The 23,920-nt window shown below is 31.9% G+C and carries 21 protein-coding genes; 8 read left to right on the forward strand and 13 right to left on the reverse strand.

What is annotated here, in order from left to right:
• Positions 1-50: 50 nt before the first annotated feature.
• Complete coding sequence (locus tag AB3G36_RS13055; RefSeq protein ID WP_367753432.1) at positions 51-452, reverse strand: hypothetical protein; 402 nt, start codon at positions 450-452, stop codon at positions 51-53.
• A gap of 260 nt (positions 453-712) precedes the next feature.
• On the opposite strand from AB3G36_RS13055, the gene AB3G36_RS13060 reads away from it, so the two are divergent.
• On the forward strand, positions 713-1,168 hold the full coding sequence (locus AB3G36_RS13060) for a DUF1801 domain-containing protein (RefSeq protein ID WP_367753434.1): 456 nt from the start codon (positions 713-715) through the stop codon (positions 1,166-1,168).
• A gap of 20 nt (positions 1,169-1,188) precedes the next feature.
• Positions 1,189-1,728 (forward strand): SRPBCC family protein, encoded by a 540-nt coding sequence (locus AB3G36_RS13065; protein WP_367753436.1) that lies wholly within the window; start codon positions 1,189-1,191, stop codon positions 1,726-1,728.
• A gap of 51 nt (positions 1,729-1,779) precedes the next feature.
• Here the strand turns inward: AB3G36_RS13065 and AB3G36_RS13070 are convergent, their stop codons facing one another.
• From AB3G36_RS13070 to AB3G36_RS13090, 5 genes are all read right to left on the reverse strand, one after another.
• Entirely contained in the window at positions 1,780-2,901 is a 1,122-nt protein-coding gene (locus AB3G36_RS13070) for a glycoside hydrolase family 26 protein (protein ID WP_367753438.1), read from the reverse strand.
• A 35-nt stretch (positions 2,902-2,936) separates the two neighbouring features.
• Positions 2,937-3,887, reverse strand: coding sequence for a phosphoribosylaminoimidazolesuccinocarboxamide synthase (locus AB3G36_RS13075; RefSeq protein WP_367753440.1), 951 nt, complete (start codon positions 3,885-3,887; stop codon positions 2,937-2,939).
• 145 nt (positions 3,888-4,032) lie between these two features.
• Positions 4,033-4,860 (reverse strand): HAD family hydrolase, encoded by an 828-nt coding sequence (locus tag AB3G36_RS13080; RefSeq protein WP_367753442.1) that lies wholly within the window; start codon positions 4,858-4,860, stop codon positions 4,033-4,035.
• A gap of 135 nt (positions 4,861-4,995) precedes the next feature.
• Complete coding sequence (locus AB3G36_RS13085) at positions 4,996-5,811, reverse strand: SDR family NAD(P)-dependent oxidoreductase (RefSeq protein WP_367753444.1); 816 nt, start codon at positions 5,809-5,811, stop codon at positions 4,996-4,998.
• 128 nt (positions 5,812-5,939) lie between these two features.
• Positions 5,940-6,890: a PhoH family protein gene (locus tag AB3G36_RS13090; protein WP_367753446.1), complete on the reverse strand. Its 951-nt coding sequence runs from the start codon at positions 6,888-6,890 to the stop codon at positions 5,940-5,942.
• 195 nt (positions 6,891-7,085) lie between these two features.
• Between AB3G36_RS13090 and AB3G36_RS13095 the strand changes: the two genes are divergently transcribed.
• From AB3G36_RS13095 to dnaN, 5 genes are all read left to right on the forward strand, one after another.
• On the forward strand, positions 7,086-7,916 hold the full coding sequence (locus AB3G36_RS13095) for an S-adenosyl-l-methionine hydroxide adenosyltransferase family protein (protein WP_367753448.1): 831 nt from the start codon (positions 7,086-7,088) through the stop codon (positions 7,914-7,916).
• 54 nt (positions 7,917-7,970) lie between these two features.
• Positions 7,971-8,267, forward strand: coding sequence for a putative quinol monooxygenase (locus AB3G36_RS13100; protein WP_367753450.1), 297 nt, complete (start codon positions 7,971-7,973; stop codon positions 8,265-8,267).
• Between the two features lie 62 nt (positions 8,268-8,329).
• Entirely contained in the window at positions 8,330-9,055 is a 726-nt protein-coding gene (gldF, locus tag AB3G36_RS13105; protein WP_367753452.1) for a gliding motility-associated ABC transporter permease subunit GldF, read from the forward strand.
• Entirely contained in the window at positions 9,055-10,740 is a 1,686-nt protein-coding gene (gene gldG / locus AB3G36_RS13110) for a gliding motility-associated ABC transporter substrate-binding protein GldG (RefSeq protein ID WP_367753454.1), read from the forward strand. Before gldF ends, gldG begins: the two co-directional genes overlap by 1 nt.
• A 109-nt stretch (positions 10,741-10,849) precedes the next feature.
• Positions 10,850-11,968, forward strand: a complete 1,119-nt coding sequence (dnaN, locus tag AB3G36_RS13115; RefSeq protein WP_367753456.1) for a DNA polymerase III subunit beta — start codon at positions 10,850-10,852, stop codon at positions 11,966-11,968.
• 176 nt (positions 11,969-12,144) lie between these two features.
• On the opposite strand, the gene AB3G36_RS13120 is transcribed toward dnaN, so the two are convergent.
• The 3 genes from AB3G36_RS13120 to AB3G36_RS13130 form a co-directional block, all read right to left on the reverse strand.
• Complete coding sequence (locus AB3G36_RS13120) at positions 12,145-13,917, reverse strand: DNA mismatch repair protein (RefSeq protein ID WP_367753458.1); 1,773 nt, start codon at positions 13,915-13,917, stop codon at positions 12,145-12,147.
• A 213-nt stretch (positions 13,918-14,130) separates the two neighbouring features.
• Positions 14,131-14,967 (reverse strand): universal stress protein, encoded by an 837-nt coding sequence (locus AB3G36_RS13125; RefSeq protein WP_367753460.1) that lies wholly within the window; start codon positions 14,965-14,967, stop codon positions 14,131-14,133.
• Between the two features lie 129 nt (positions 14,968-15,096).
• Positions 15,097-15,930: a universal stress protein gene (locus AB3G36_RS13130; protein WP_367753462.1), complete on the reverse strand. Its 834-nt coding sequence runs from the start codon at positions 15,928-15,930 to the stop codon at positions 15,097-15,099.
• Between the two features lie 169 nt (positions 15,931-16,099).
• On the opposite strand from AB3G36_RS13130, the gene mnmE reads away from it, so the two are divergent.
• Positions 16,100-17,500 (forward strand): tRNA uridine-5-carboxymethylaminomethyl(34) synthesis GTPase MnmE, encoded by a 1,401-nt coding sequence (gene mnmE / locus AB3G36_RS13135; protein WP_367753464.1) that lies wholly within the window; start codon positions 16,100-16,102, stop codon positions 17,498-17,500.
• Positions 17,501-17,813: 313 nt separating this feature from the next.
• Here mnmE and istA read toward each other — a convergent pair whose 3' ends face one another.
• From istA to AB3G36_RS13155, 4 genes are all read right to left on the reverse strand, one after another.
• Positions 17,814-18,764: an IS21 family transposase gene (gene istA, locus AB3G36_RS13140; protein WP_367753466.1), complete on the reverse strand. Its 951-nt coding sequence runs from the start codon at positions 18,762-18,764 to the stop codon at positions 17,814-17,816.
• An 81-nt stretch (positions 18,765-18,845) separates the two neighbouring features.
• On the reverse strand, positions 18,846-19,232 hold the full coding sequence (locus AB3G36_RS13145) for an exo-alpha-sialidase (protein ID WP_367753468.1): 387 nt from the start codon (positions 19,230-19,232) through the stop codon (positions 18,846-18,848).
• Between the two features lies 1 nt (position 19,233).
• On the reverse strand, positions 19,234-20,568 hold the full coding sequence (locus tag AB3G36_RS13150) for a vanadium-dependent haloperoxidase (protein ID WP_367753470.1): 1,335 nt from the start codon (positions 20,566-20,568) through the stop codon (positions 19,234-19,236).
• Between the two features lie 9 nt (positions 20,569-20,577).
• Positions 20,578-23,871: a VCBS repeat-containing protein gene (locus tag AB3G36_RS13155; protein ID WP_367753472.1), complete on the reverse strand. Its 3,294-nt coding sequence runs from the start codon at positions 23,869-23,871 to the stop codon at positions 20,578-20,580.
• Positions 23,872-23,920: the final 49 nt, after the last annotated feature.

Raw genomic sequence — 23,920 nt, forward strand, 5'->3', positions numbered from 1 at the left:
TATTAAATTTACAAGTACCGCTTAGTCTAACAACTAATGTGTACTGATTATCAAATTCTTAATACGCTTTGAGTAATATAAATAGGTGTAGATTGGCCGCTAATGGGCTTAGTAAAATAAAATCGATTGTAAGGAAAAGAAGTGATAAAAGAATTATCATTTGAAAAATACCACTTAGCAAAAAGAGTTTGTTTAAATTTAACTATTTTAGTATCCCCTGCATTTTTATAATCATCATTACTAGAATATTCCTCATTTAAATCAAAATCTTTATTTACAATTGTTTGGGATGAATGTCCTCTTTTAGAATGTAAAAATTTATTGTGTAATTTATAAGTACTATTAAAATTTGAAATGGGAGTGCTAGCAGTTGTATGCGTAGTAGCATGCATTTTATTCCCTCCTATAAGAAGCGAGGTGAAGAGATATGTTATAAATAGTAATGCTCTCATTTAGGAGCAAATTTATAAAAAAAACCGAATGTTAAAATAACTAGTATGTTAAAAAAAAGCCAATCTATCAAATCATTAAATATTGAGTAAATCACATTTTTTTAAGATAACTACTACGATATAGTTTTCGAAAAATGAAAAAAACTAATTATTTTTCAACATAAACAGACGAGGCAATTTACGATTTACCCGACAAAAAAATGTATTTCAACACTATAAGAATGATTTATTTCATTAATTTTATAATAAAAAATGCTAAAATGCAATCAAAAGCTAAAACAGTAGATGAATATATAACTGAACTTTCTGACGAAAGGAAAGAAGTAATAAACATGCTTAGAGAGACGATCGTAAAAAATATCCCAAGTGGTTTTGTAGAAGAAATGAATTATGGTATGATTGGGTATGTAGTTCCACATTCCTTATATCCAGATGGATATCATTGTAATCCTAAACTTCCGTTACCTTTTATCAATATAGCCTCACAAAAAAATTTCATCGCAATATATCATATGGGAATTTATACTAATCCATCTCTTTTAAAGTGGTTTGTTGATGAATTCCCAAACTATAGTTCTTTAAAACTTGATATGGGGAAAAGTTGTATTCGATTCAAAAAAATAAAAAATATACCTTATGATTTAATTGCTCAGCTCGTTCAGAAAATGACAGTTAAAGAATGGATAAAGTGTTTTGAATCTCAAATAAAAAAGTAGTAACCTTTAAAATTTTAATTATGAAAATCATCAAACGAATTCTATTTGCAATTTTAGGAATTATTGTTTTGGCATTAATAGCAGCTTTGATTATGCCTAAAGAGTATGCAGTTGAAAGAGAAATTATAATCAATCAACAAAAAGACAGTGTATTTAATTATATCAAACATTTGAAAAACCAAGATAATTTTAGTGTTTGGTCTAAAACAGACCCAAATATGAAAAAGACTTTTTCTGGAGTAGATGGAACAGTAGGCGCTATTGCTGCATGGGAAAGTAATGATAAGAACGTAGGTTTTGGTGAGCAAGAGATTAAAAAAATAACAACAGGAGAACGTATTGATTTTGAACTGCGCTTTAAGAAACCTTTTGAGTCAACAGATAACGCTTATTTTACTACAGAATCTATTTCGGCATCAGAAACTAAGGTAAAATGGGGATTTAATGGGAAAATGCCCTACCCAATGAATCTCATGCTACCTGTAATGAACATGGATGAAATGCTTGGAAAAGATTTAGAAAAAGGACTAAACGATCTTAAAATAATTTTAGAAAAATAATTGAATTGAAAACTCCCCTTAAATTAGGGGGAGTTTTCAATTCAATTACTCTTATTTATAGATATTCTTTATGTCTTTCTCAAAAAGAGTAAAGGGATCATTATAAAATTTAATAAAATCAGGAACACTTATTTGTCCTGGAAAAGGGGCGTAATAATGTGTTGGACTCTGAATGTCATTTCTCCAAACTAGAACATAACACAATTCCATCTTTTCTGATTTTAAAATAGGAAGTAAAGTCTCAGTCCACCAAGTTGGATTTGGTATTGATTCCAAACCCGTTTCTGTCAATGCAGCCAATTTATTGTTTTTTATACCATAATCAGAAACAATTTTAAGTTTCTTTATTGCAGTTTCAATATCATAATGACCATCTCTTCCATAATCTCCATAATTATCCATTCCTACCATATCTACATAATCATTCCCTGGAAAACGCTCTAAAAACGCTGCTTCCATATTGAATTTATTATCTGGTGAAAAAGCATAAATAAAATTATGCACTCCAAGAGAATCTCTCAAATAAGAAACAGTGAACTGCCAAACGGCAATAAAATCTTCACGGGATGTATAAGGTTTTCCCCACCAAAACCAATCTCCGTCAAATTCATGATAAGGTCTAAAAATAATAGGAGCCAAACTCCCATCTTTCCCTTTTACGGAATGAGCAAAATCAGCTATTGTATTTAAAATTTGTTTGTATTCTTCGTGTTTTGATCCTCCTGGTTTAATTAAAGACATGGATGCAACAGAAACCCCATCTTTCCAATAGAAACCTCCTTCAGAAGCTGGGTTAGAAAAATGCCAAGCTGCAGTAGTCACTCCTCCTCGATTGTAAGTGTCTACAACATTTTTTATTAGAGCTTGTTTTGTGAGTTCAATATCTACTGCTGATTTTCCAGATAAACCATTAAAGTCAACTCCAACCATTGCAGGAAAAGAACCTGTAACTGATTTTACATCGGAACGATTGACATCACCAGACCAACCATGTCCATATTCCGTATCGTGCTGATGTGCAAAAAGGATACTTCTTTTAGAAATATCCTTTAGGTTTTTGTATAATGCTTTAGTTTCTATTGTTGCATTTTTGTCAATTTGTCCAAAAACAAAATTTCCTGTCAATGCCAATAATACAGTACATATGATTTTATAAAATGCTATTTTATTCATAATTAAAAAATTTATTTCAATTATGAAAATTAAGCTTATACAGCTAAATAAGCTGATACGTTTTTGTCAATTCGTTCATCAATATTGTCAATATCCGCTTTTACGAATTTTTCTCCAAGAATATTTTCATATAATTCAATATATCTTTCCGATACTGATTCAATATACGCTTCAGTCATTTCTGGAATTTGTTGCCCTTCTAGTCCCTGAAATCCATTTTCAATTAACCAACGACGTACAAACTCTTTAGATAATTGTTTTTGCTCTTCCCCTTTATCTTGTCTTTCTTGATACCCTTCGGAATAAAAATAGCGAGAAGAATCTGGTGTGTGAATTTCATCTATCAAAACAATTACTCCTTCTTTAGTTTTCCCAAATTCATATTTAGTATCTACTAATATTAATCCACGACTTGCAGCAATTTCAGTCCCTCTTTGAAATAAAGCTCTAGTATATTTTTCTAAAACTAAATAATCTTCTACACTAACAATCCCTTTTGACAAAATTTCTTCACGAGAAATATCGGCATCATGTTCGCCATTGTCCGCTTTTGTAGTTGGGGTAATAATTGGCTCTGGGAATTTATCATTCTCTTTTAAACCTTCTGGCATTTTTACACCACAAATTTCTCTTTTTCCTAAAGCATATTCACGAGCAGCATGACCGGATAAATAACCACGAATCACCATTTCAACTTTAAAAGGTTCACATAAATAACCTACAGCTACATTGGGATCGGGAGTTGCAATCAACCAATTAGGAACTATATCTTGAGTCAATTCCATGAATTTAGTAGCAATTTGATTCAAAATTTGTCCTTTATAAGGAATCCCTTTTGGTAAAACTACATCAAAAGCCGAAAGCCTATCAGTAGCCACCATAACCAAAAGCTCGTCATTGATATTGTAAACTTCTCTTACTTTACCGCGATAAACTGATTTTTGGTTTGGGAAATTAAAATTTGTGGTTGTAATTGTATTGCTCATTATTCTTGTGTGTGTTGTGTTTTTTAATAAATGCAAATTTAGGATTATTTTAGACAGAAATGCAAAGAATACTTTGTTGTATAATTACAAAAAAATAGATTTCACAAAAAAAAATTAAAACAATGACTATTTATCGAAGTTTTATTTAATCAGTACTGATTTTACTTAATAATTTGCTTGCTATATAGTTTGCTACCCCATCTTCATGGTTTGTATTAATTACTTCTAAATGAGATAATTTATTTTTCAAACTATCAGGCGCATTACCCATTAGTAGCCCTTTAGCAGTAGACTCCAACATTTTTTCATCATTGTATCCGTCACCAAAAGATATAGTTTCATGAAATTCTAACTTTTCAATTTCCAAAATTTTTGCAATAGCCACACTTTTATCAACAGATTTGTCCATAAATTCAAGACAAAGTGGCAAACTAAAAGCGTGACTAAAAAGAGCTGCATGGTCAACTAAAATCTGGTCTCTCAATTCCAGTAATTTAGAATGGCTGTCGTGAGTGAAAAATATTTTAATAGCACTAAAATCTTCAATAGTATTAAAATCTACCAATTCTGGTAAATAATTTAATTTAGTTTGAAAACTATTCAGCTTTTCATTATGTTTATTGGTTTGCCATACATTTTCTTTAAATAAAACAGTCGTAATTTCTGAATCTATTTTTAAAGATAATATGGATTTTATAGACTCACTATCGATGTCGATAGAAAATAGAAGTTCCTTTTTAGGAGAATGGATTCTTGCTCCATTGGAAGTAACTAAGTAAACTGGAAATCCCAACGTTTCAACTATAGGTAGCGCATCTAGATGATGACGCCCTGTTGCTACAATTATTAAATAATTTTGATTGTATAATTCTCTAAAAACTGTTTTAGTATATTCTGATATTTTATGATCTTGATTCAGTAATGTTCCATCTAAGTCACTGATTACTACTTTTATATTATTATCTATTTTCATTATCCTGATTAATCTATTTATGGCACAAATTTATTCTAATTCAAACAAAATACAAAACAAAACAATAGGGCACCTGATGAAAATAACATCAAATTAACCTATTTAACATAAAGTAAGAAGTTTAAATAATAATCATTATTTAAAAACTGACTGCCTAATAATTCTACCAAATAATCGATATCCAATATTTGATCGAAGTATACTCAGGAAATTAGCATCGAAACCAATGGTATGTCTTTTAAAGTTATTTGATGGGTTTTCGGCAATTTTTAATATTTCTTTTATAATCTGAGGTTTTAAATCTTTGTTTTTCTTAGTCTTATTTTCTAAAATTTTTCCAATTTTATTCATTAAATAATTATAAGAAGGTAAGGAAGAGCAATCTGATTTGGTCACATTTTTTTGAAAATTAGAAGGAGTATTTCCAAATTGTACTGTAGCAACACTTACATTAAAATCAATTAATTCATAAGCCATACATTCTGAAAAACTTTCTACCGCATGTTTGGTAGAATGATAAAAACTACCCAAAGGTAAATTTACTAAACCTGCTATTGAAGTAATATTTATAAAATGCCCTTTTTTCTGGACTCTAAATAAAGGAATAAAAGACCTGCACACCTTTACAACTCCTAAATAGTTTACATCTACAATATGGTTTATTTTTGCATCCTCAGATAACTCCACAAAACTCCTGTACCCTACTCCTGCATTATTAATCACTACATCAATTGTCTTATACTCTTCAATTATTTTTCCATAAGCATTCTCAATACTGGAGCTACAAGTAACATCCAGTAAAAAGCAATTTATATTATTTATTTTTTGAAGCTCTTTTCCTTGTTCTAAGCAAATCATTGTTGCAATAACATTCCAACCATTTTCAGCAAAATGTAACGCAATTTCTTTACCAATACCACCCGAAGCACCAGTTATGACAACATTTTTCAACTCTGTTTTCTTTAATTATTATACATTCTTTTTAAATATTAAGATCAAAAAATTGATACTTTATTTAATAAATACGACCCCTATTTGGGGTCGTAAAAGTTTGTTATATTCTTTTTTAATGCAAATTTTTAATCTACATTTTCAGTATACTTATAAGCATCAATTACCTTTTTCACTAACCTATGTCTCACAATATCTTTATCATCAAGATATATAATTCCAATACCTTCAATATCTTTTAATACTAATAATGCCTCTTTGAGCCCTGAAATAGTTCTTCTAGGCAAATCAACTTGTCCTGGATCACCAGTCACCATGAATTTTGCACTTTTCCCCATACGGGTTAAGAACATTTTCATTTGTGAATGCGTTGTGTTTTGAGCTTCATCCAAAATTACAAAAGCATTATCCAGTGTTCTACCACGCATAAAAGCCAATGGTGCAATTTGAATAATTCCCTTCAAGATATAGTCTTCCAGTTTTTCATTGGGTAACATATCTCTTAAAGCATCATAAAGCGGTTGCATGTACGGATCTAGTTTTTCCTTCATGTCTCCTGGTAAAAAACCAAGGTTCTCCCCTGCTTCAACAGCGGGACGGGTTAGAATTATGCGTTTAACTTGTTTTTCTTTCAACGCTTTTACAGCCATTGCAACTCCCGTATAGGTTTTTCCTGTACCGGCAGGACCCACAGCAAATACCATATCATTTGTATTAATAGTATCTACTAAAAGTTGTTGATTGGGAGTCATCGCTTTAATGATTTTACCTCCTACTCCATGAACTAGGATTTTATCATTAATAGCCATTTTTCGGTCATCTTGTGCATCACCCAAAATAACACGCTCAATCACATTATTATCAATATTATTATAGCGGGTAAAATGCAACATTAAGCGTTGAAACCGTTTTTCGAACTCGTCTAAAATTTCTTTTTCTCCAAAAGCTTTCAAGGTGGTTCCTCGAGCTACGATTTTAAGTTTTGGATAATATTTTTTAATCATTTCAAGATGAGAGTCTTGAGCGCCCCAAAACTCTTTTGGTGCGATGTCTATGAGCTCGATTATTCTTTCGTTCAAAAGTTGTAGTTTTATATTAAAATTAATCAATCAATAAATCTAATCCGTTTTGGTTTTAAACCTTTGTAATATTTGCTTTAATAATTAGAATTTGTTTTTCTTTTTTGCTTTTTTGAATTTACTATTATTAGCTTTGCATTTCTCAAATTTAATGAAAATTAGTTTTAGATTACACCAATAGTTATAAACAAAATTATGTCAATAATTACCCTTACTACCGATTACGGCTTGAAAGACCACTTTGTAGGTGCGTTAAAAGGGAAGATTTTATCTGAATACTCTGATGCTACAATTATTGATATTTCACATCATATTGACGCATTCAACACTGTTGAAGCAAGTTACATAATTGGCGCAGCCTTTTCCAGTTTCCCAAAAGGGACTGTTCACCTGATAGGAGTGGATATGGAATTAAATAAAGAGAACCTCCATATTGTAATGCAATGGAATGATTCTTTTTTTATTGCTGCCGATAATGGAATTTTAAGCATGCTTTCGCAAAAAATTGTTCCTCAAAAAATTGTTGCAATCAATATTCATGACCGTTTACCAAGTGATGCTTCTGGTCTAGATGTTTTTGTAAAAGTGGCTTGTCATATTGCCAAAGGAGGGTTACTAAACGTAATTGGCAAAGAAATTAGTACCATAAAACAAATAACTGAATTAAAAGCAGTTGCTTCAGATGACAACAATTTATTGAAAGGACATGTGATTTATATTGACCATTTTGGAAATGTAATAACTAATATTTCCAAAAAGCAATTTCTAGAAGTGGCCAAAGGACGTCCTTATGAAATTATCATGAAAACGAAAAATATCAAAACCATTTTGCCAAATTATTCGGCAATTGCTAGTTCAGATAAATATCCAATTAAGAATTATGAAGGAGAAAAATTAGCCATATTCAACGAAGCTGGTTTTCTTGAAATTGCAATATTTAGAAGCAATCCTGATAAAGTGGGTTCGGCTAATAGTTTATTGGGACTCAATTATAGAGATGTAGTTTCTATTCAATTTAAAAATTAAGATTTTAATAAAATAGAAAAATCAACAATCGTTAATCTAAAATCAAAAAACTAAATGTTTGTACGAATAGTAAAATTGAGTTTTCACGAAGAAAAAATCCCTGCTTTTTTAGAAAATTTTGAATCCATAAAAGATAGAATTCGATCAGCACCAGGAAATAAACTATTGGAACTATATCAAGATAAAAATAATAAAAGCATCTTTTTTACGTACAGCTACTGGGAAACAGAAGCCGATTTAGAAAATTACAGAAACTCTGCGTTTTTTGATGAAGTTTGGACTTTTACCAAAAAACTATTCAATGATAAACCCGAAGCTTGGAGTGTCGATAAATTAGCTTCTTTGGTTTAAAGTTTAATGTTCGAAGTTGAGCAGCATTAAACCTTAAATCTTAAACTTTTTAAACAAAAAAAATGAAAGCAATATTATTACGAGAAATTAAATCCTTTTTTGGTTCGCCAATCGGTTATTTAGTAATCGCATTATTTCTAATTCTCAACGGACTATTTCTTTGGGTTTTTCAAGGTGATTATAATATCCTCAATACTGGATTTGCTGATATGAGTCCGTTTTTCACTCTATCTCCATGGATTTTAATATTCTTAATTCCTGCCGTTACCATGCGCAGTTTTTCTGATGAAAAAAAGCAAGGAACACTTGAATTATTACTTACTAAACCTTTGAGTATATGGGAAATTGTTAACGGAAAATTCTTTGGTGCCATGTTGCTTATTGTAATGGCAATTGTTCCAACAATTATCTATGTTTTTGTAATTTCTAGTTTAGGAATACCCGAAGGAAATATTGATATGGGAAGTACTATTGGATCTTATTTTGGTTTATTGTTTTTAATTGCAGCTTATTCCGCAATTGGAATATTTACTTCTACCCTATCCGATAATCAGATCGTCGCTTTTATTGTAGCCGTATTTTTATGCTTCTTTTTCTATTTTGGATTTGAAGGATTGGCATCAATTGTGCCTTCAGTTTCTACTTTAATTTCGGCAATAGGAATGCAAGATCATTTTAAAAGTATGGGCCGTGGTGTAATCGACACTAGAGACATTCTCTATTTTGTAAGCATCACTATTTTATTCCTTTCGTTTACTGTTTATAAACTAAAATCTTTTAAATTGTAATGGTACCAATTCAAAAAAGCAACTTAAAAACATTACTGATAACTATTGCCTTTTTATTGATTGCAAACGGAATCAGCATGCGATTTTTTCATCGTTTTGATTTAACTAAGGACAAAAGATATACCCTTTCTGAAACCTCTTTGAATATCATCAAGCAAGTACAAGAACCGCTTTCGATAAAGATATACATGCAAGGGGAATTGCCTGCTGAGTTCAAGCGATTGCAGCAAGAAACACAACAATTATTAGAAGAATTTCAAGCTTATAATAAAAATATTGTTTTCGAATTTGTCAATCCATTAGAGAATGAAGATTCGAGCATGGACAACATTAAAGAATTGTATCGAAAAGGATTGACACCAGTAAACATAACTGTTGACGACAAAGGGAAACAATCCCAAGCTATGGTATTTCCTTGGGCTATTGCTGTGTATAACAATAAGGAAGTCAACATCCCATTATTGAAAAATAAAATGGGCGCTACTACAACTGAAAAAGTTATTGGATCTGTACAACACCTAGAGTATTCTATTGCTGATGCCATTAATAAAATCACTACCGTTAAACAGAAAAAAATTGCGGTAATTAAAGGAAATGGAGAGTTGCAAGATATTTTAATGGCTAAATTTCTTTTGCAAATAAGAGAAAGTTACCACATTGGCCCATTTACATTGGATTCGGTTGCCAAAAGTCCGATACAAAGTTTAGAAGCTTTAGAAAAATATGATTTGGCTGTTATTGCAAAACCTACAGAAGCCTTCTCAGACGCCGAAAAACAAGTTTTAGACCAGTATATTATTAACGGAGGTAAAACATTATGGCTTGTGGACCAAGTAGCGGTTGAAATGGACAGTTTGTACAATTCTGCTGGTGCTACTTTAGCTTATCCTAGAGAACTAAATCTAAATGATATGTTCTTTAAATACGGCTTTAGAATTAACCCAGATATTATAAAAGACGAACAAGGAAGTCCTATAAAATTGGCCACTGGTGAACAAGGAAGTGCTACACAGTATCAAGATTTCAACTGGAAATTTGCCCCATTAGTTTACCCAGAAAGTACCCATCCCATTGTAAAGAATTTAGGCGGAATAAAATTTGATTTTGCCAATCCTATTGATACTTTAAAAAATGGAATTAAGAAAACGGTGCTTCTAAAATCATCTCAATATTCCAAAAAAGTCGGTACTCCTGTCGAAGTTAATTTAGAAATTGTTGCTGAAGAAACGAGCCCGAATCATTATATCAAAACAGGGAATATTCCAATGGGAGTTTTACTTGAAGGTCAATTTCACTCGGTATTTGAAAACCGTGTTTTACCTTTTGAGCAAAGCAATTTCAAAAAAGAAGGAAAAGCCAGCAAAATGATTGTGATTTCTGATGGAGATTTGATAAAAAACCAATTGGACAAAAATTTTCAACCCGTTGAATTGGGCTTTGATCAAAGATCTGGTAATTTGTATGACAACAAAGATTTCTTGTTAAATTGTGTCAATTATTTACTAGATGACACTGGACTTATTAACATTCGATCAAAGGATCTTGACCTTCCTTTATTAGACAAAGAAAAAGTATACGAAAACTATACTCAGACACAAATCATAACTATCGGGCTTCCAATCCTAATATTAACCCTTTTTGGACTTTTATTTACCTTTATTAGAAAAAGAAAATACAGTAAATAGATGTTAATAAAAAAGTTTCAATACTAGAATAGTTTACGATATATTTGTAAAATGTATTCTATTTTAGAATTTAAACTAAAAGAGAAACTCAAAAAATAAAATAAAACAGATGAAATTTATAGTATCGAGTTCGTACTTATTAAAACAGTTACAAGTTTTAGGTAGTGTTATCAATAGCAGTAATACTTTGCCAATTTTGGACAACTTCCTATTTGAATTAAACAATAATGAATTGACGGTTTCAGCCTCCGATTTAGAGACGACTATGTCTGCAAGTTTGGCGATTGATTCTACAAGTCAAGGAAGTGTTGCTGTACCTGCAAAGTTACTTTTGGAAATTCTTAAAACGTTTCCTGAGCAACCTTTAACTTTTACCGTTCAAGAGAATAGTACTATAGAAATAAGTTCAAATTCAGGAAAATATGCATTAGCCTATGCTCCAGGTGAAGAATTCCCTAAAGCAGTAAATCTAGAAGAACCCTCAGTTACTTTAGTTCCTGCTGATGTATTGGCAACAGCCATAAGCAAAACAATTTTTGCCGCTGGAAATGACGATTTACGCCCAGTTATGTCTGGAGTGTTTTTTCAATTTTCTCCAGAAGGATTAACTTTTGTGGCCACAGATGCTCATAAATTAGTAAAATATGCTCGTACGGATGTAAAAGCATCACAAGTGGCTGATTTTATTATGCCAAAAAAACCTTTGACTATTTTAAAGAGCATTCTTTCCACATCTGATGCGGAAGTAAAAATTGAATATAATGATTCAAATGCTACTTTCTCATTCGATAACTATATTTTGATGTGTCGTTTAATAGATGGAAAATATCCAAACTATGAAGCGGTTATCCCAAAAGAGAATCCTAATAAATTAATGATTGACCGTTCTCAATTCTTGAGTTCTGTACGTCGTGTGGCTATTTTCTCTAACAAAACAACACACCAAATTCGTTTAAAAATTGCTGGTGCTGAGTTGAATGTTTCTGCTGAAGATATTGATTACTCAAATAAAGCAGAAGAAAGATTGACATGTGATTACCAAGGTGACGATATGCAAATAGGATACAATTCTCGTTTCTTGACTGAAATGTTGACTAACCTACAATCTGACATGATTATGCTTGAAATGTCATTGCCTAATAGAGCTGGAATTCTTACTCCTGTTGATGGATTAGAAGAAGGGGAAACAGTAACTATGCTAGTAATGCCTGTAATGTTAAATAGTTAACATTAAACCTTGAAATTGTTGTATATTCATTTTTGAAATTGAAATATAATACTTAACATTGTCATTCGATATAAGCTATTAACCAAACCATTTTTATATTTAAAAAAACCGCTATTTCCTTTTGGGATATGCGGTTTTTTTTTGTGGTCAATATTTTAAGAGAAATATTTATTTTATTAAATAACTCCCATTTTTTTCATTAGAAAAGTAGCGCTTTTATTTTTACAAATTCCATCACGCAGTTTGTAATCAAAATGCAATTCATCATTCTGAATTTCAACTTCAAAACATTTATTGATAAGTAGGTCCGGATATTCATTTGTCGTTAAGCAAACTTCAATATCATGGGTTGCAATGGCACCAATAGCTTTCTTAGCTATTACTTTCTTTACTACTTCTATAGTTCCATTTCGTTTATCATCTGAGTTGGTTCCTCTCAAAATCTCATCCAATAATACGAACGCAGGTTGGTTTTCTAATGCGTCCATGATTTGTTTTAAACGCTTAATTTCTGCAAAGAAATATGATTCACTATCCGATAATGAGTCCGACAATCGCATGGAAACTAATATAGGTAATGGATGTACCGTAGCTTCGCTTGCGCAAACTACTGATCCCATTCCTGATAAAATCATATTGACGCCTAGACTTCGTAGAAAGGTACTTTTACCAGACATGTTAGAGCCTGTCAATATCATAAAGGATTGAGGCTGAAAATGAACTGCATTCCCTACTCTCGTTTTTTCATTTAGCAAAGGGTGGCTTAAATTTGAAAACGCTATTTTGAACTCAGAATTCAAATTTGGAAAAACAAAATCCGGATTATTATAGGAGAAATTACACAAGCTACACAACATTTCAAATTCTCCAATCACTTCCAACCATTCTTCTAGAATAGCTACATGCTCTTTTTTCCAACTCAATAATTTTTTTAATACATGAAGATTAAATAGAAAAGTTCCGTTGAACAATGATGCTGCCAACAAATTCCCAACAGTATCCATATTAGAAAACAATTCAGACAAAACTTTAAGATGATGACTTGCATTTTCAGCCTTAAACTTTAGTCTTTTTTGTAATTGCGTTAATTTTTTTGACTGAAATGATTCTTCTTCTATTTTTTTAAGCAATAAACTATATTGGCTAATGACTTTATCAATATCCTCAGCATTGGCAATTTCTATTTGGATTCGTTTGAAAAAATTACCTAAAATCCCTAAATTAACAAGAAAGATATAGGTCAAGAAGCTTAGTAAAATAACTTTAGAAGTTACTAAATAAGCAATTAAAGTTCCTAAAAATAATACTGGAGTAACATATGATACTATACTAGCCCATTTAGGTAAAGGGGTTATTGGGAATTTGCTCCATTGCAGTAGTGCTTCATAACTTGATTTAGTATCCTGACTCATTTTGGCCAAAGCCAAAAAATCCTGACGCCAATCTAACTTTTCAGATAACTCATTAGTTGCTTCTTGATTGTCTAGAATCGTTTCATTAGTTGACAAAGTAAGTAACTGCTGTGCCAATGTTTTCTTTCCGATAAAAGTAACTGTTCTATTTAAATTTTGAAATAGAGAATGTTCTCCAAAAATATCTAAATCATACGCATAAGGATGATGAAAATCATTAAATTCTTGTCCGTTTTCAAAAGGAAGCGCTTTGCTTTCCAAATAAGAAATCTCGTCTTGATTGATTTTTAAAAGCGCCTCGCTCTTTTTTCGTTCAAAAAGTAATTTCGAATGGAAACGCATTAATATAATAAAAGCGATAAAAAATACTGCCGCCAATCCTATAAAGAGAATAGTACTATTTTGCATATAAAAATAAAGAGAACCCAAAAACAGCACAATACTGACTAATCTAAAAAAACTGATACTATTGTATTTTTTATTGATTGTCTTTAATTCTTCCGTAACACTTTTAACCTTTGATTTATATATTTTCATCTGACGTATTAATGAAAGACAAATATAAGATTCCCGATAGGAATACCTATCGCAACGGTTAGTTAAATTAAGAAAATAAGAGGCATTCCATCTAAAAAAAGAAAAGCAACCAAAACCAATACGGTTTCAGCTGCTGTTTCTTACTCAAAAAATATTTTGCTCCATTTCATTAGTAAATAGGTTCTAACGACAATGAATTATGTGCATTTTAAATTACTCCTCAATAGGAATGGCAAGGATTGGAACATCAAAATTATTAGCAAATTTCTTAGTCAAACTAGGATGAAATAATCCTTCAAAAAAGCTTCTTTTATAAGTTAACATTGTTAAAAGATCAATTTCTTTATATAAAATAAAGTCCAATATCGTTTCTTTCACTTCATCACTGGTAATAACAAAAAACTCGATAGGTTCATCTTCAAAGTCTTTTTCCCATTTTTTTACCGTTTCCCTAGTAACATCAGAATTTCCTGTTTTCACATAAAGACATTTTACGTCAGCATCAGCCATTTTAGCAATCGAAAGTATTTTTTTTAATGCTTTTTTATCTTTAGGTCTAAATCGAGTAGTAAAACCAATCGTTTTTATTGGTTTGAATTTGGCATCAATCGGAATACTTAGTAAAGGAACATCAATATCAGTTAGTACATTTCCAGTATTTGTACCTGAAAAAAAAGCCGACCAACCTGAGGCACCTTCAGTTCCCATCACTACATAGTCAATTTTATCGTCCTTAATTGCTTTTTTTATATTATAGACTAAATCACCATCCATCAATCGATGTGTCATTTTTATCTTATCTAAATGATGTTCTTCGGCTATCGCTCTTAATTTGGGTATTTCGTCTTTAAACATATCGAACTGTGATAATTGCAATGATTCATAAATTATCATATAATTCTCTGGAAAAAACTGATTGTCAAATACAGGCAATTCAAATGTATGCAACAAAATGAGCTCACCTTGAACAATTTTTGCAAATTCTAAAGCATGAATAAAGGCATTGGTAGCCGTTTCAGAAAAATCGGTTGGAAAGAGGATACGTTTCATGTTATATAGCGTTAATTATAATTCGTTATTCAAAGTTATACTTAAAGTTACGGTATTAATATGATAATTATCAGTAGTTTATTTTATTATCCCTTATTTTAAAAAAATACAAAATACAACTCTATAATTCTAATCACTGTGAATTGCTAAAATAGGAATGTCTAATTCCTGTTCTTCTTTTTTACCATAACTCGGAACAAACAACCCTTCAAAAAAACCTCTTTTATAAGTTAACATAGTCAGCACATCAATATTTTTTGTCGAAACAAAATCAATGACTGTTTCTTTTATGGCATCACTAAGCACAATATAAAAAGAGATCGGTTCTTTACGGTATTCTTTTTTCCATAAATCAATCGTTTCAAAAGAAACATCTGAAGTATTGGTTTTTACATATAGGCATTTTACTTTAGCATTTAGTTTCTTAGCAATTTCTAATACAGCTTGCAATGGCTTTTTATCTTTAGGCCTAAATCGTGTGGTAAAACCAATGTTTTTAATGGGACGGTATTTTGCTGACAAAGGCACACACAACATAGGAACTTCAACTCCAATAATTACAGAACCCGAATTTGAACCGACAAAAAAAGCATCCCAGCCTGTCCATCCAGAAGTTCCCATTACCACAAAGTCAATTTTATCTTCTTTGACTGCTTTTTTAATATTAGTGACCAAATTACCTTCCATCAATCGATGTGTCATTTTTATTTGATCCAAAGCAAGGGCTTGCGCCAATTTATGCATTTTAGGTACTTCCTCTTTAAATCGATCTAGTTCTGAAAATTCAATCGAATCATAAATCATTGAATAATTTTCATGAAAAAACTGTTCGTCAAAAGTCAATAATTCATAGGAATGCAATACAATAAGATCCGCTCCCACGGCATTGGCAAATTCCAATGCATGCACAAAAGCGTGAGTAGCGATTTCAGAAAAATCCGTTGGAAACAAGATACGTTTCATTATTACGACTATTTAAGGTAGGCTATTATAGTAAATTACATACTAAAGTTACAAATTAAATAGTTAAATATCAGTAAATTAAGTTGATTTTAACTTCTAAAAATCACTGTCCTTTAAAAAAACGAATACTTCTACAGATTTACTACCTTTGCACCTTATAATAAAAAATATGTTGTACAACGATTCAATAGTAGCACTGGCTACACCTTCAGGAGCGGGAGCCATAGCGGTAATCCGAATTTCCGGAAATGAAGCAATTACTATAGGTAACAGCGTTTTTAAGTCTATTAAAAACAAAGATTTACTCAAACAGAAAACACATACATTACATTTAGGACATATAGTAGATGATAATAAAACCTTAGACGAGGTTTTGGTATCTATCTTCAAAGGGCCCAATTCTTATACAGGAGAGAATACCATAGAAATCTCCTGTCACGGTTCGACTTACATACAACAACAAATCATACAGTTATTGCTCCGCAAAGGATGTCGTATGGCCAATGCTGGTGAATTCACCCTTAGAGCCTTTCTAAACGGTAAACTTGATTTATCACAAGCCGAAGCCGTTGCTGATTTAATTTCGTCAGATAACGAAGCTTCTCATCAAATTGCAATGCAGCAAATGCGTGGTGGTTTCTCTAATGAAATTGCCAAATTAAGAGAGGAATTATTGAATTTTGCTTCTTTAATCGAATTAGAATTAGACTTTGCCGAAGAGGATGTAGAATTTGCAGATCGTACGCAGTTTCATGAATTATTGAACCGAATCGAATTTGTCCTGAAACGTCTTATTGATTCCTTCGCAGTGGGTAACGTTATCAAAAACGGAATTCCTGTGGCTATTGTTGGTGAACCTAATGTAGGAAAATCGACTTTGTTAAACGCATTATTGAATGAAGAACGCGCTATTGTATCTGAAATTGCTGGAACAACACGTGATACTATCGAAGACGAATTAGTTATTGGTGGCATTGGCTTCCGTTTTATTGATACAGCTGGAATTCGTGAAACTCAGGATGTAGTAGAAAGCATTGGAATCAAGAAAACATTTGAAAAAATAGAACAAGCCCAAGTGGTTTTATACTTGTTTGATAGTTTAAAATTTAAGGTTCAAAGTTCAGAATACATCATCGAAATTGAAAAAATAAAAAATCAGTTTCCTTTAAAACCATTGGTCGTTGTTATCAATAAACTGGATTTACTAACTGATCAAGAAATTACAACCATTCGCCTAGAACTTGAAACCTTAAATATTAAACTCATTTTCTTGAGTGCTAAAAACAATATAGGTGTTGATGAACTTAAAAATCAGTTACTCTCTTTTATCAATACAGGAGCTTTAAGAAATAACGAAACAATCGTTACTAATACAAGACATTACGATTCTTTACTTAAAGCATTAAATGAAATAAAAAATGTAAAATACGGACTAGAAACAAATTTATCTAGCGATTTAATGGCACTTGATATTCGGGAAGCTTTGTACCATTTTGGGACAATTACTGGCCAAGTGACCAATGATGAATTGTTAGGTAATATATTTGCTAATTTCTGTATCGGAAAATAAATCCACTTTTTTTAACAAAATATCACAAAACAAAACACACTAAAACCCTTGTATATCAAGGTTTTTTTCGTTTTTCTATTTTCTTAAATTATTGATATTTTTTCTTTTTTTTGTATTTTTTGTATCGGGAAATAGGTTTCACAAAACATCACAAAATAAAACAAAGAATCCCAGTTAAAATGTCATAAAACGGCATTTTAACTGGGATTCTTCTTTCTGTTTATTTAGCTTTATTTGCAGATAGTTTGTTCCTTTTTGTACCATTATTGTACCACGAAAATAATTTTCCTTATTGGATTTTTTTTTGGCGAAATTATGACACACAGAGAGACACATAGACACAATGGGACACAAAATTAGTCACAAATTTTGTAGTTATTCCATCTAATAAATCCCATATTTGCTGGTTTAATTCTTCCAGAGAAAAGAATTTAGTTTCTTTTAGATTTACATAAATCCTTCGATACAATATCTTAACAGCTCCTTCAACCAATGACTTATCTCTTGGTTTGTAAGCCCTGGCAGGCAAGATTGTAGTTTGGTAATGTTCGGCTAAATCAGCCAGGGTTTCATTAATTGTGGGTTCAAAACGACTACTTTTTATTACTGCTGATTTTAAATTATCGGGAACAATTGCCGCAGGTGTACCTTCAAAAAAATGCATGGCATTTTCTACCGATGTAACAAAATCTTCCTTTTGTTGGCTCATAGAAGCTTCGGCATAGGTGTATTGACTGGCTCCCAATATGGCTACAAAAAATTGTACTTCTTTGATTTCTCCCGTGTCTTTATCAATAATGGAGAGTGTTTTTCCAGCATAATCCACATACATTTTATCACCAGCTTTGTGATTCATGTGCATCACTGGATTGACTCGTTTGCTCCATGTTTTATAATGATATCCAAATTGTAAGCTTCTGTAACCATTAAGATTTAGTGCAATATATTGCTCCCACATATGTTGTATGGTAACGCCAACTTTTTTTAGTTCGCGTTCCATTTTAGGAAAAAAATCATATAGAATCTGCAGTTTGGGACTAATTGATTCCACAGTAGTGTGTGAGAACAAAAGTTCTAACTCGGCATCTGTTTTTTCGTTAATTATTTCAAAACTTAATCCTAGCACTTCAAATAAAGAAATATACTTCTTTACCGTATTCCTGGAAAGGGATAAGTACTTACTTATGAACAACTTACTTTTTCCGTTACAGTAGAATTTAATTGCTTTTCTAATTTTACTCATGTCTGTTATTTTGTTTGCCATAATCCGTATTTTTTTAACGAATGTATGGTGCTAACAACATGAAAAAGTTAGTAGTTTTTAATGGTCAATTGTACCCCAAAATCAGGTGGTCAATTTGCACTGGAAAGTGGTGGTCAATTTGCACTGGAATAGGGTGGTCAATTTGACTGGTTTTTCCATTTGGATCAAACATTTTGGACTAGACCACTTTTCATCTTTATAATTTGATACATAAATCCCTACATCTTTAGCTCCTTCATATTTTCCTCCAAACCAAGCAGCTAGTAACTCATTTGGTTTTAACTCCACAAGAGTAGAAGCATGACTATTTGTTGTTACCGGTTCTATAGCAATATATTGCTGCTTTATATGGGTCGCTGTTGGATTTTTTGGTACAGAGGTAACGACATATACCCAAGTACTAATAAAAGCAATGAGTATTTTAATTTTAAATGCATTATTTATTATTTGGATTAAAAAATTATACAAATTATTTTATAAAATCGACATTCATCTTATCCGATTTCAATATTTTATCCCCAATGTATTTTCCAATTTGACTTCCTTGTAAAACCCCTTTTTCAATTGCATCCCTATAATGAATTCCTCCATATAATCTAGAAATAGCTGCTTCTTGTGAAGCCTGTAAAAATGATTTGAATTTTCTTTGGGACAAACCAAACTCTAATTCAGTAGTATCAGTAAATGAGAAATTAGTTCCCAAAATTTGTGTCAACACCGTTGCGGCAGCTGTCGAAATCACACTGTGGCCTGAGGTATATTCTGGAAATGGAGGTGTTTGTAAAACTGATTTCCAACGTTTATCAATCCATTTGTTGATAGCCGTTTCTGGCCTTATTCTATTGCTTCTGTATTTTTCGTCCCAACAACTTATAAAAGCATCAGACAAAGTAATTGCCACGCTGCAATGAATGAAGGCTGTTTGTGTCAAGCTAGTTCCTTTTTTCAAACAGGCAATTCCAGTAATGCCCATCCAATGTCCGCCTGGAGAAATTTTCTTTAGACCAAATTCAACATGCCCAATTTGATTTAAAATAAAAGGATTACAATCCCAAAAACTAGCAATAGCGCGTTGTTTTTTGGATAATTTATTTACAACTTTATAAACTTCATTCAATTGTATGTAAAAAGAAGAAGTCTTTGTTAAATCAAACGGCGAAGGTGGTGCTGGCTTAAATTGATCACATGACACTAGGTAAAAAGGTCTAATTTGAAACCAATTTGGCTCAATAGCCATCATATATCCAGGACCTGTAGGTTGCCAATATCCATCTCCTTCTGTAGGAGTATATTTCTTATAACTACTTAGTTTGCTAAATCCATCCGCTTTTACATATTCCATCATTTGATTTACAACCAATTCTACCAGCTTAGCAGTGTATTCTACTTGTTCTTTAGAAATACCTCTTTTTATAGCTAATTCCTTTAAAGAATTGGCTTCTGTTGCAAACAAATAGCCTGATGGTAAAAGTTTTTCAGCCATTTTGAATACCGCAAATACGGTCGCAAAAGAAGCATTACTTTTTGCGATAAGTTCATTTGGTACTTCAATTTTCTTAAATTGATTTATTGATGGTGCAAATGAATTTTTAGAATTATAAAATAATGAAGTAGCTTCATTTGAACCAAGAGTAACATACGAATAATATCTTGCTGCCGCGACAGGCGAGGTTACGTCATTTACCATTACATCTGTTACTTTTTTTAAAGCAGATACATAGTCATTTGAAGAGAACTCCTTATTTTGTGAAAAAGTTGTAGCTCCTACCAAAATGATGCTTAAAATGATATAGATTTTTTTCATAGTTTTTTATTAATAATTGTATACCTCTGGTATTTGATTGTTTACACCAAAAATGATTCTTTTTCTACCATTTGCGTCAAGAGAAATAATATCCTTAACACATCCATTTACTTTTAAACCAGAACTTAACTGGGGAACGTAAGTAAAATTACCTTTGCCATCTCCTGTTAATAAAACACCATAGTTGGCATCAATTTTTCCGATTTTTAGTCTTGTTTTTTCAATATTACCCCCCAATAAAATATCAATTTTCCCATCATTATTGTAGTCATTTAATCCAATAGCATAAACAGGTGCATAATTTGCCTGAACAGGTAAACTGTGCTTTATAAAAACGCCATTCTTGTTCTCAAACCAAAGGGTCTCAAAAGTACTGGCCTTTAATTCCTTTGCGGACTTCAATTGCTCGGGAGACAAAATTTCGGAAATAGTAGCATCAGAATAGGATTCATAATTTGGAAACCGCTGACGAAAACTAACAATTTGATCCGTAAATTCATCTCTGCTAGCCATAGGGTAAGATTTTCCTTGTACATAGCAGGAAATAAATGGATCAATCGAGCCATTTTTATCAAAATCACCATAACAAAGTGTTGCAGGTTCTTTTTCATTTACATGAATTTGGCTATTGTCACCCCAATTTCCAGCAACCAAATCAAGATCTCCATCTCCATCTAAATCAGCCAAAGCCAATCTATTCCACCAGCCATCTAAAGATTGAGGAAAGTATTTTTGTGTGGCGTCTACTAGTTTTCCATTTTTGTTTTCAAAACAACTAATTTTCATCCATTCCCCACAAACAATCAATTCTGGTTTGCCGTCTTTATTGATATCATCCCACAAAGCATCAGTAATCATTCCAACATGTTCTAATGCTGGAGCAAAAGCTGCAATTTGATTCGTAAAAACGCCCTTGCCGTCATTTATTAACAACATATTTGCTGGAGCTTCAGGATATCTACCTGGCACTACTCTGCTCCCAACAAATAAGTCTAAATCCCCATCTCCATCAACGTCCGCAGCCTTTACACAAGAACCGCTATTTGATTCAGGAGGTAATGCATTTTCTTTTCTTTCAAAAACGCCATTTGTATTAATGTACAATCGATCTTGTAATGCAGGGTCTTTTTCACTAAAAGCATATCCTCCACTTACCACATATAGATCTAAATCACCATCGTTATCAGCATCAAAAAATAAAGCATCTACATCTTCAGAAGCACGATCAGTATCAAAATCTTTTTGATTGTAAGCCATAAATTCCCCGTTGGGTTGTTGCAATACTAATTGACCTGCCTGCCCTTTTGCCCCTCCAATAAAAATATCTTCTAAATCATCCTTATTAATATCCCCTTTTGTTATACGAGGGCCACTATAGGACAGCATATTTGGCATTAAAGGTTGTACTTTAAAATCATTGGTTTCTTGCTCTAAATGATTAAAAGGAATAGTATTGCTTACTGAAGTAAAAACTGTTTTTTTAATTTCCTGAGCCGTATTTATAGCCGTATTGGTATCTTCATATTTTACGACAAAGGATTTATTTGCTGTAATATCCTTATTTATCGTCTGTATTTTTCCATCAGGCCAATAAATTGAAATAGAATCAATTGTAGCAGATGGAATCCCTAAATGCATCGGTTGTTGCATTGAACTTTGAAATCCATGCACTGGATAATTTTCTTGAGTTATAGTTCCTTTGGGGGTGAATACTTTGACCTTAGCACCCAAAGCATTTCTATTTTGTCCAAGCATTTGTAAACCAATATTCACATAATGCCCTGCATTTCCCATCTCAACTGCATTATTTCTATAAACCGCTGCAACATCATTCATTCGATTAACAACTAAATCAAGATCACCATCGTTATCAAGGTCAGTATAAACCGCACCATGAGAAAAGTTTTCATCTTCGAGTCCCCATTCCATTGACACATCTTTAAATTGAAGATTTCCTTTATTTTCAAAAACATAATTATGAAGCGGTGTTGAGGGAACTCCTTTCAACATTTGAAACATATTGTCTTCGGTTTCACCTTTAAGGTGTTTCAATCGTTCATTAGCATAAAACTTAACAAAATCTCTATTAATCATGTCTTTTGCATAACCATTGGAGACAAATAAATCTTTGTTCCCATCATTGTTAAAATCAGCAAATAGAGCAGACCAGCTCCAATCTGTATTCGAGATCCCACTTAACTGTCCCGTCTCGCTAAAGGTGTTATTTCCATTATTTACTTGTAACATATTACGCATTAACTGATGGTAAAATCCATTTTGTAATGTGTTTTTATAGAGTTCATAATTGTCTGGAGCATATAATAATTTTTGTCTTTTATTATCGGCAGGAAGCATATCTAAAGTGTAAATATCTGGCCAACCATCATTATTAATATCGGCTATATCAGCTCCCATTGAAAAGTTAGATATGTGTCCTATTTCATCTTTTAAATGATCTGTAAAAGTGCCATCTCCATTATTGATGTATAAATAATCTTCTTCTACATAATCATTAGAAACATACAAATCAGCCCAGCCGTCATTATTGATATCGCTCACAATTACTGACAAACCATATCCAATGGGATTTGAAAGAATATTGGCCTGAGCAGTAACATCTGTAAAATGATTGTTATCATTGCGATACAAACGGTCACCCGCATCAGGATCAATCATTTTTTTTACAAAAGAAGCGTCAAAATTACGAAGTTGTTTAATATTATGATTCAAAACATAAAGATCTAAATCACCATCATTATCATAATCAAAAAAAGCAGCCTGTGTAGAATGTCCCTCATCAGCAACACCCATCTCTACTGCTTTGTCTTTGAATGTAATTTCACCATTAGCTGAAGGTCCGTTATTGATAAACAATTGATTTCTTCTCATTTCGGGTTCCACATCACCTGAATAACTAACATAAATATCCAACCAGCCATCTCCATTTACATCGGCTACACTAACTCCTGTTTTCCAACCTCTTCGTCCTGTAACGCCTGCTTTTTTTGTAACATCGTTAAACTTTAAATTCCCTTGGTTGATGTATAATTTATTAGGTTGAAGATTAGAAGTAAAATACAAATCAATCAATCCATCGTTATTGAAATCACCCGATGCAACTCCGCCTCCATTATAAAAATATTCATAGGTAATAATATTAAGTTGCGGAGATTCTGGAAGTAGATTATTAAAAGTAATCCCTGTATCATTTGAAGCTAACAAAGAAAATAACTTTGTCTGCTGTGAAAAAACAGGTGATAAAACCAATAAACTTGTGCCTATAAAAAACCAAACTTTTTTCATATTTCTTATATTAAAATAAATGATGTACTAACCAAAATCATAAAATTAC

The sequence above is a fragment of the Flavobacterium sp. WC2430 genome, assembly GCF_040822075.1.
Classification (GTDB): domain Bacteria; phylum Bacteroidota; class Bacteroidia; order Flavobacteriales; family Flavobacteriaceae; genus Flavobacterium.

Bases quoted from the DNA above. Each gene is read 5' to 3' on its own strand.
- AB3G36_RS13055 (WP_367753432.1), bottom strand. From the start codon at position 452: ATGAGAGCATTACTATTTATAACATATCTCTTCACCTCGCTTCTTATA.
- AB3G36_RS13060 (WP_367753434.1), top strand. From the start codon at position 713: ATGCAATCAAAAGCTAAAACAGTAGATGAATATATAACTGAACTTTCT.
- AB3G36_RS13065 (WP_367753436.1), top strand. From the start codon at position 1,189: ATGAAAATCATCAAACGAATTCTATTTGCAATTTTAGGAATTATTGTT.
- AB3G36_RS13070 (WP_367753438.1), bottom strand. From the start codon at position 2,901: ATGAATAAAATAGCATTTTATAAAATCATATGTACTGTATTATTGGCA.
- AB3G36_RS13075 (WP_367753440.1), bottom strand. From the start codon at position 3,887: ATGAGCAATACAATTACAACCACAAATTTTAATTTCCCAAACCAAAAA.
- AB3G36_RS13080 (WP_367753442.1), bottom strand. From the start codon at position 4,860: ATGAAAATAGATAATAATATAAAAGTAGTAATCAGTGACTTAGATGGA.
- AB3G36_RS13095 (WP_367753448.1), top strand. From the start codon at position 7,086: ATGTCAATAATTACCCTTACTACCGATTACGGCTTGAAAGACCACTTT.
- AB3G36_RS13100 (WP_367753450.1), top strand. From the start codon at position 7,971: ATGTTTGTACGAATAGTAAAATTGAGTTTTCACGAAGAAAAAATCCCT.
- gldF (WP_367753452.1), top strand. From the start codon at position 8,330: ATGAAAGCAATATTATTACGAGAAATTAAATCCTTTTTTGGTTCGCCA.
- gldG (WP_367753454.1), top strand. From the start codon at position 9,055: ATGGTACCAATTCAAAAAAGCAACTTAAAAACATTACTGATAACTATT.
- dnaN (WP_367753456.1), top strand. From the start codon at position 10,850: ATGAAATTTATAGTATCGAGTTCGTACTTATTAAAACAGTTACAAGTT.
- AB3G36_RS13120 (WP_367753458.1), bottom strand. From the start codon at position 13,917: ATGAAAATATATAAATCAAAGGTTAAAAGTGTTACGGAAGAATTAAAG.
- AB3G36_RS13125 (WP_367753460.1), bottom strand. From the start codon at position 14,967: ATGAAACGTATCCTCTTTCCAACCGATTTTTCTGAAACGGCTACCAAT.
- AB3G36_RS13130 (WP_367753462.1), bottom strand. From the start codon at position 15,930: ATGAAACGTATCTTGTTTCCAACGGATTTTTCTGAAATCGCTACTCAC.
- mnmE (WP_367753464.1), top strand. From the start codon at position 16,100: ATGTTGTACAACGATTCAATAGTAGCACTGGCTACACCTTCAGGAGCG.
- istA (WP_367753466.1), bottom strand. From the start codon at position 18,764: ATGGCAAACAAAATAACAGACATGAGTAAAATTAGAAAAGCAATTAAA.
- AB3G36_RS13150 (WP_367753470.1), bottom strand. From the start codon at position 20,568: ATGAAAAAAATCTATATCATTTTAAGCATCATTTTGGTAGGAGCTACA.
- AB3G36_RS13155 (WP_367753472.1), bottom strand. From the start codon at position 23,871: ATGAAAAAAGTTTGGTTTTTTATAGGCACAAGTTTATTGGTTTTATCA.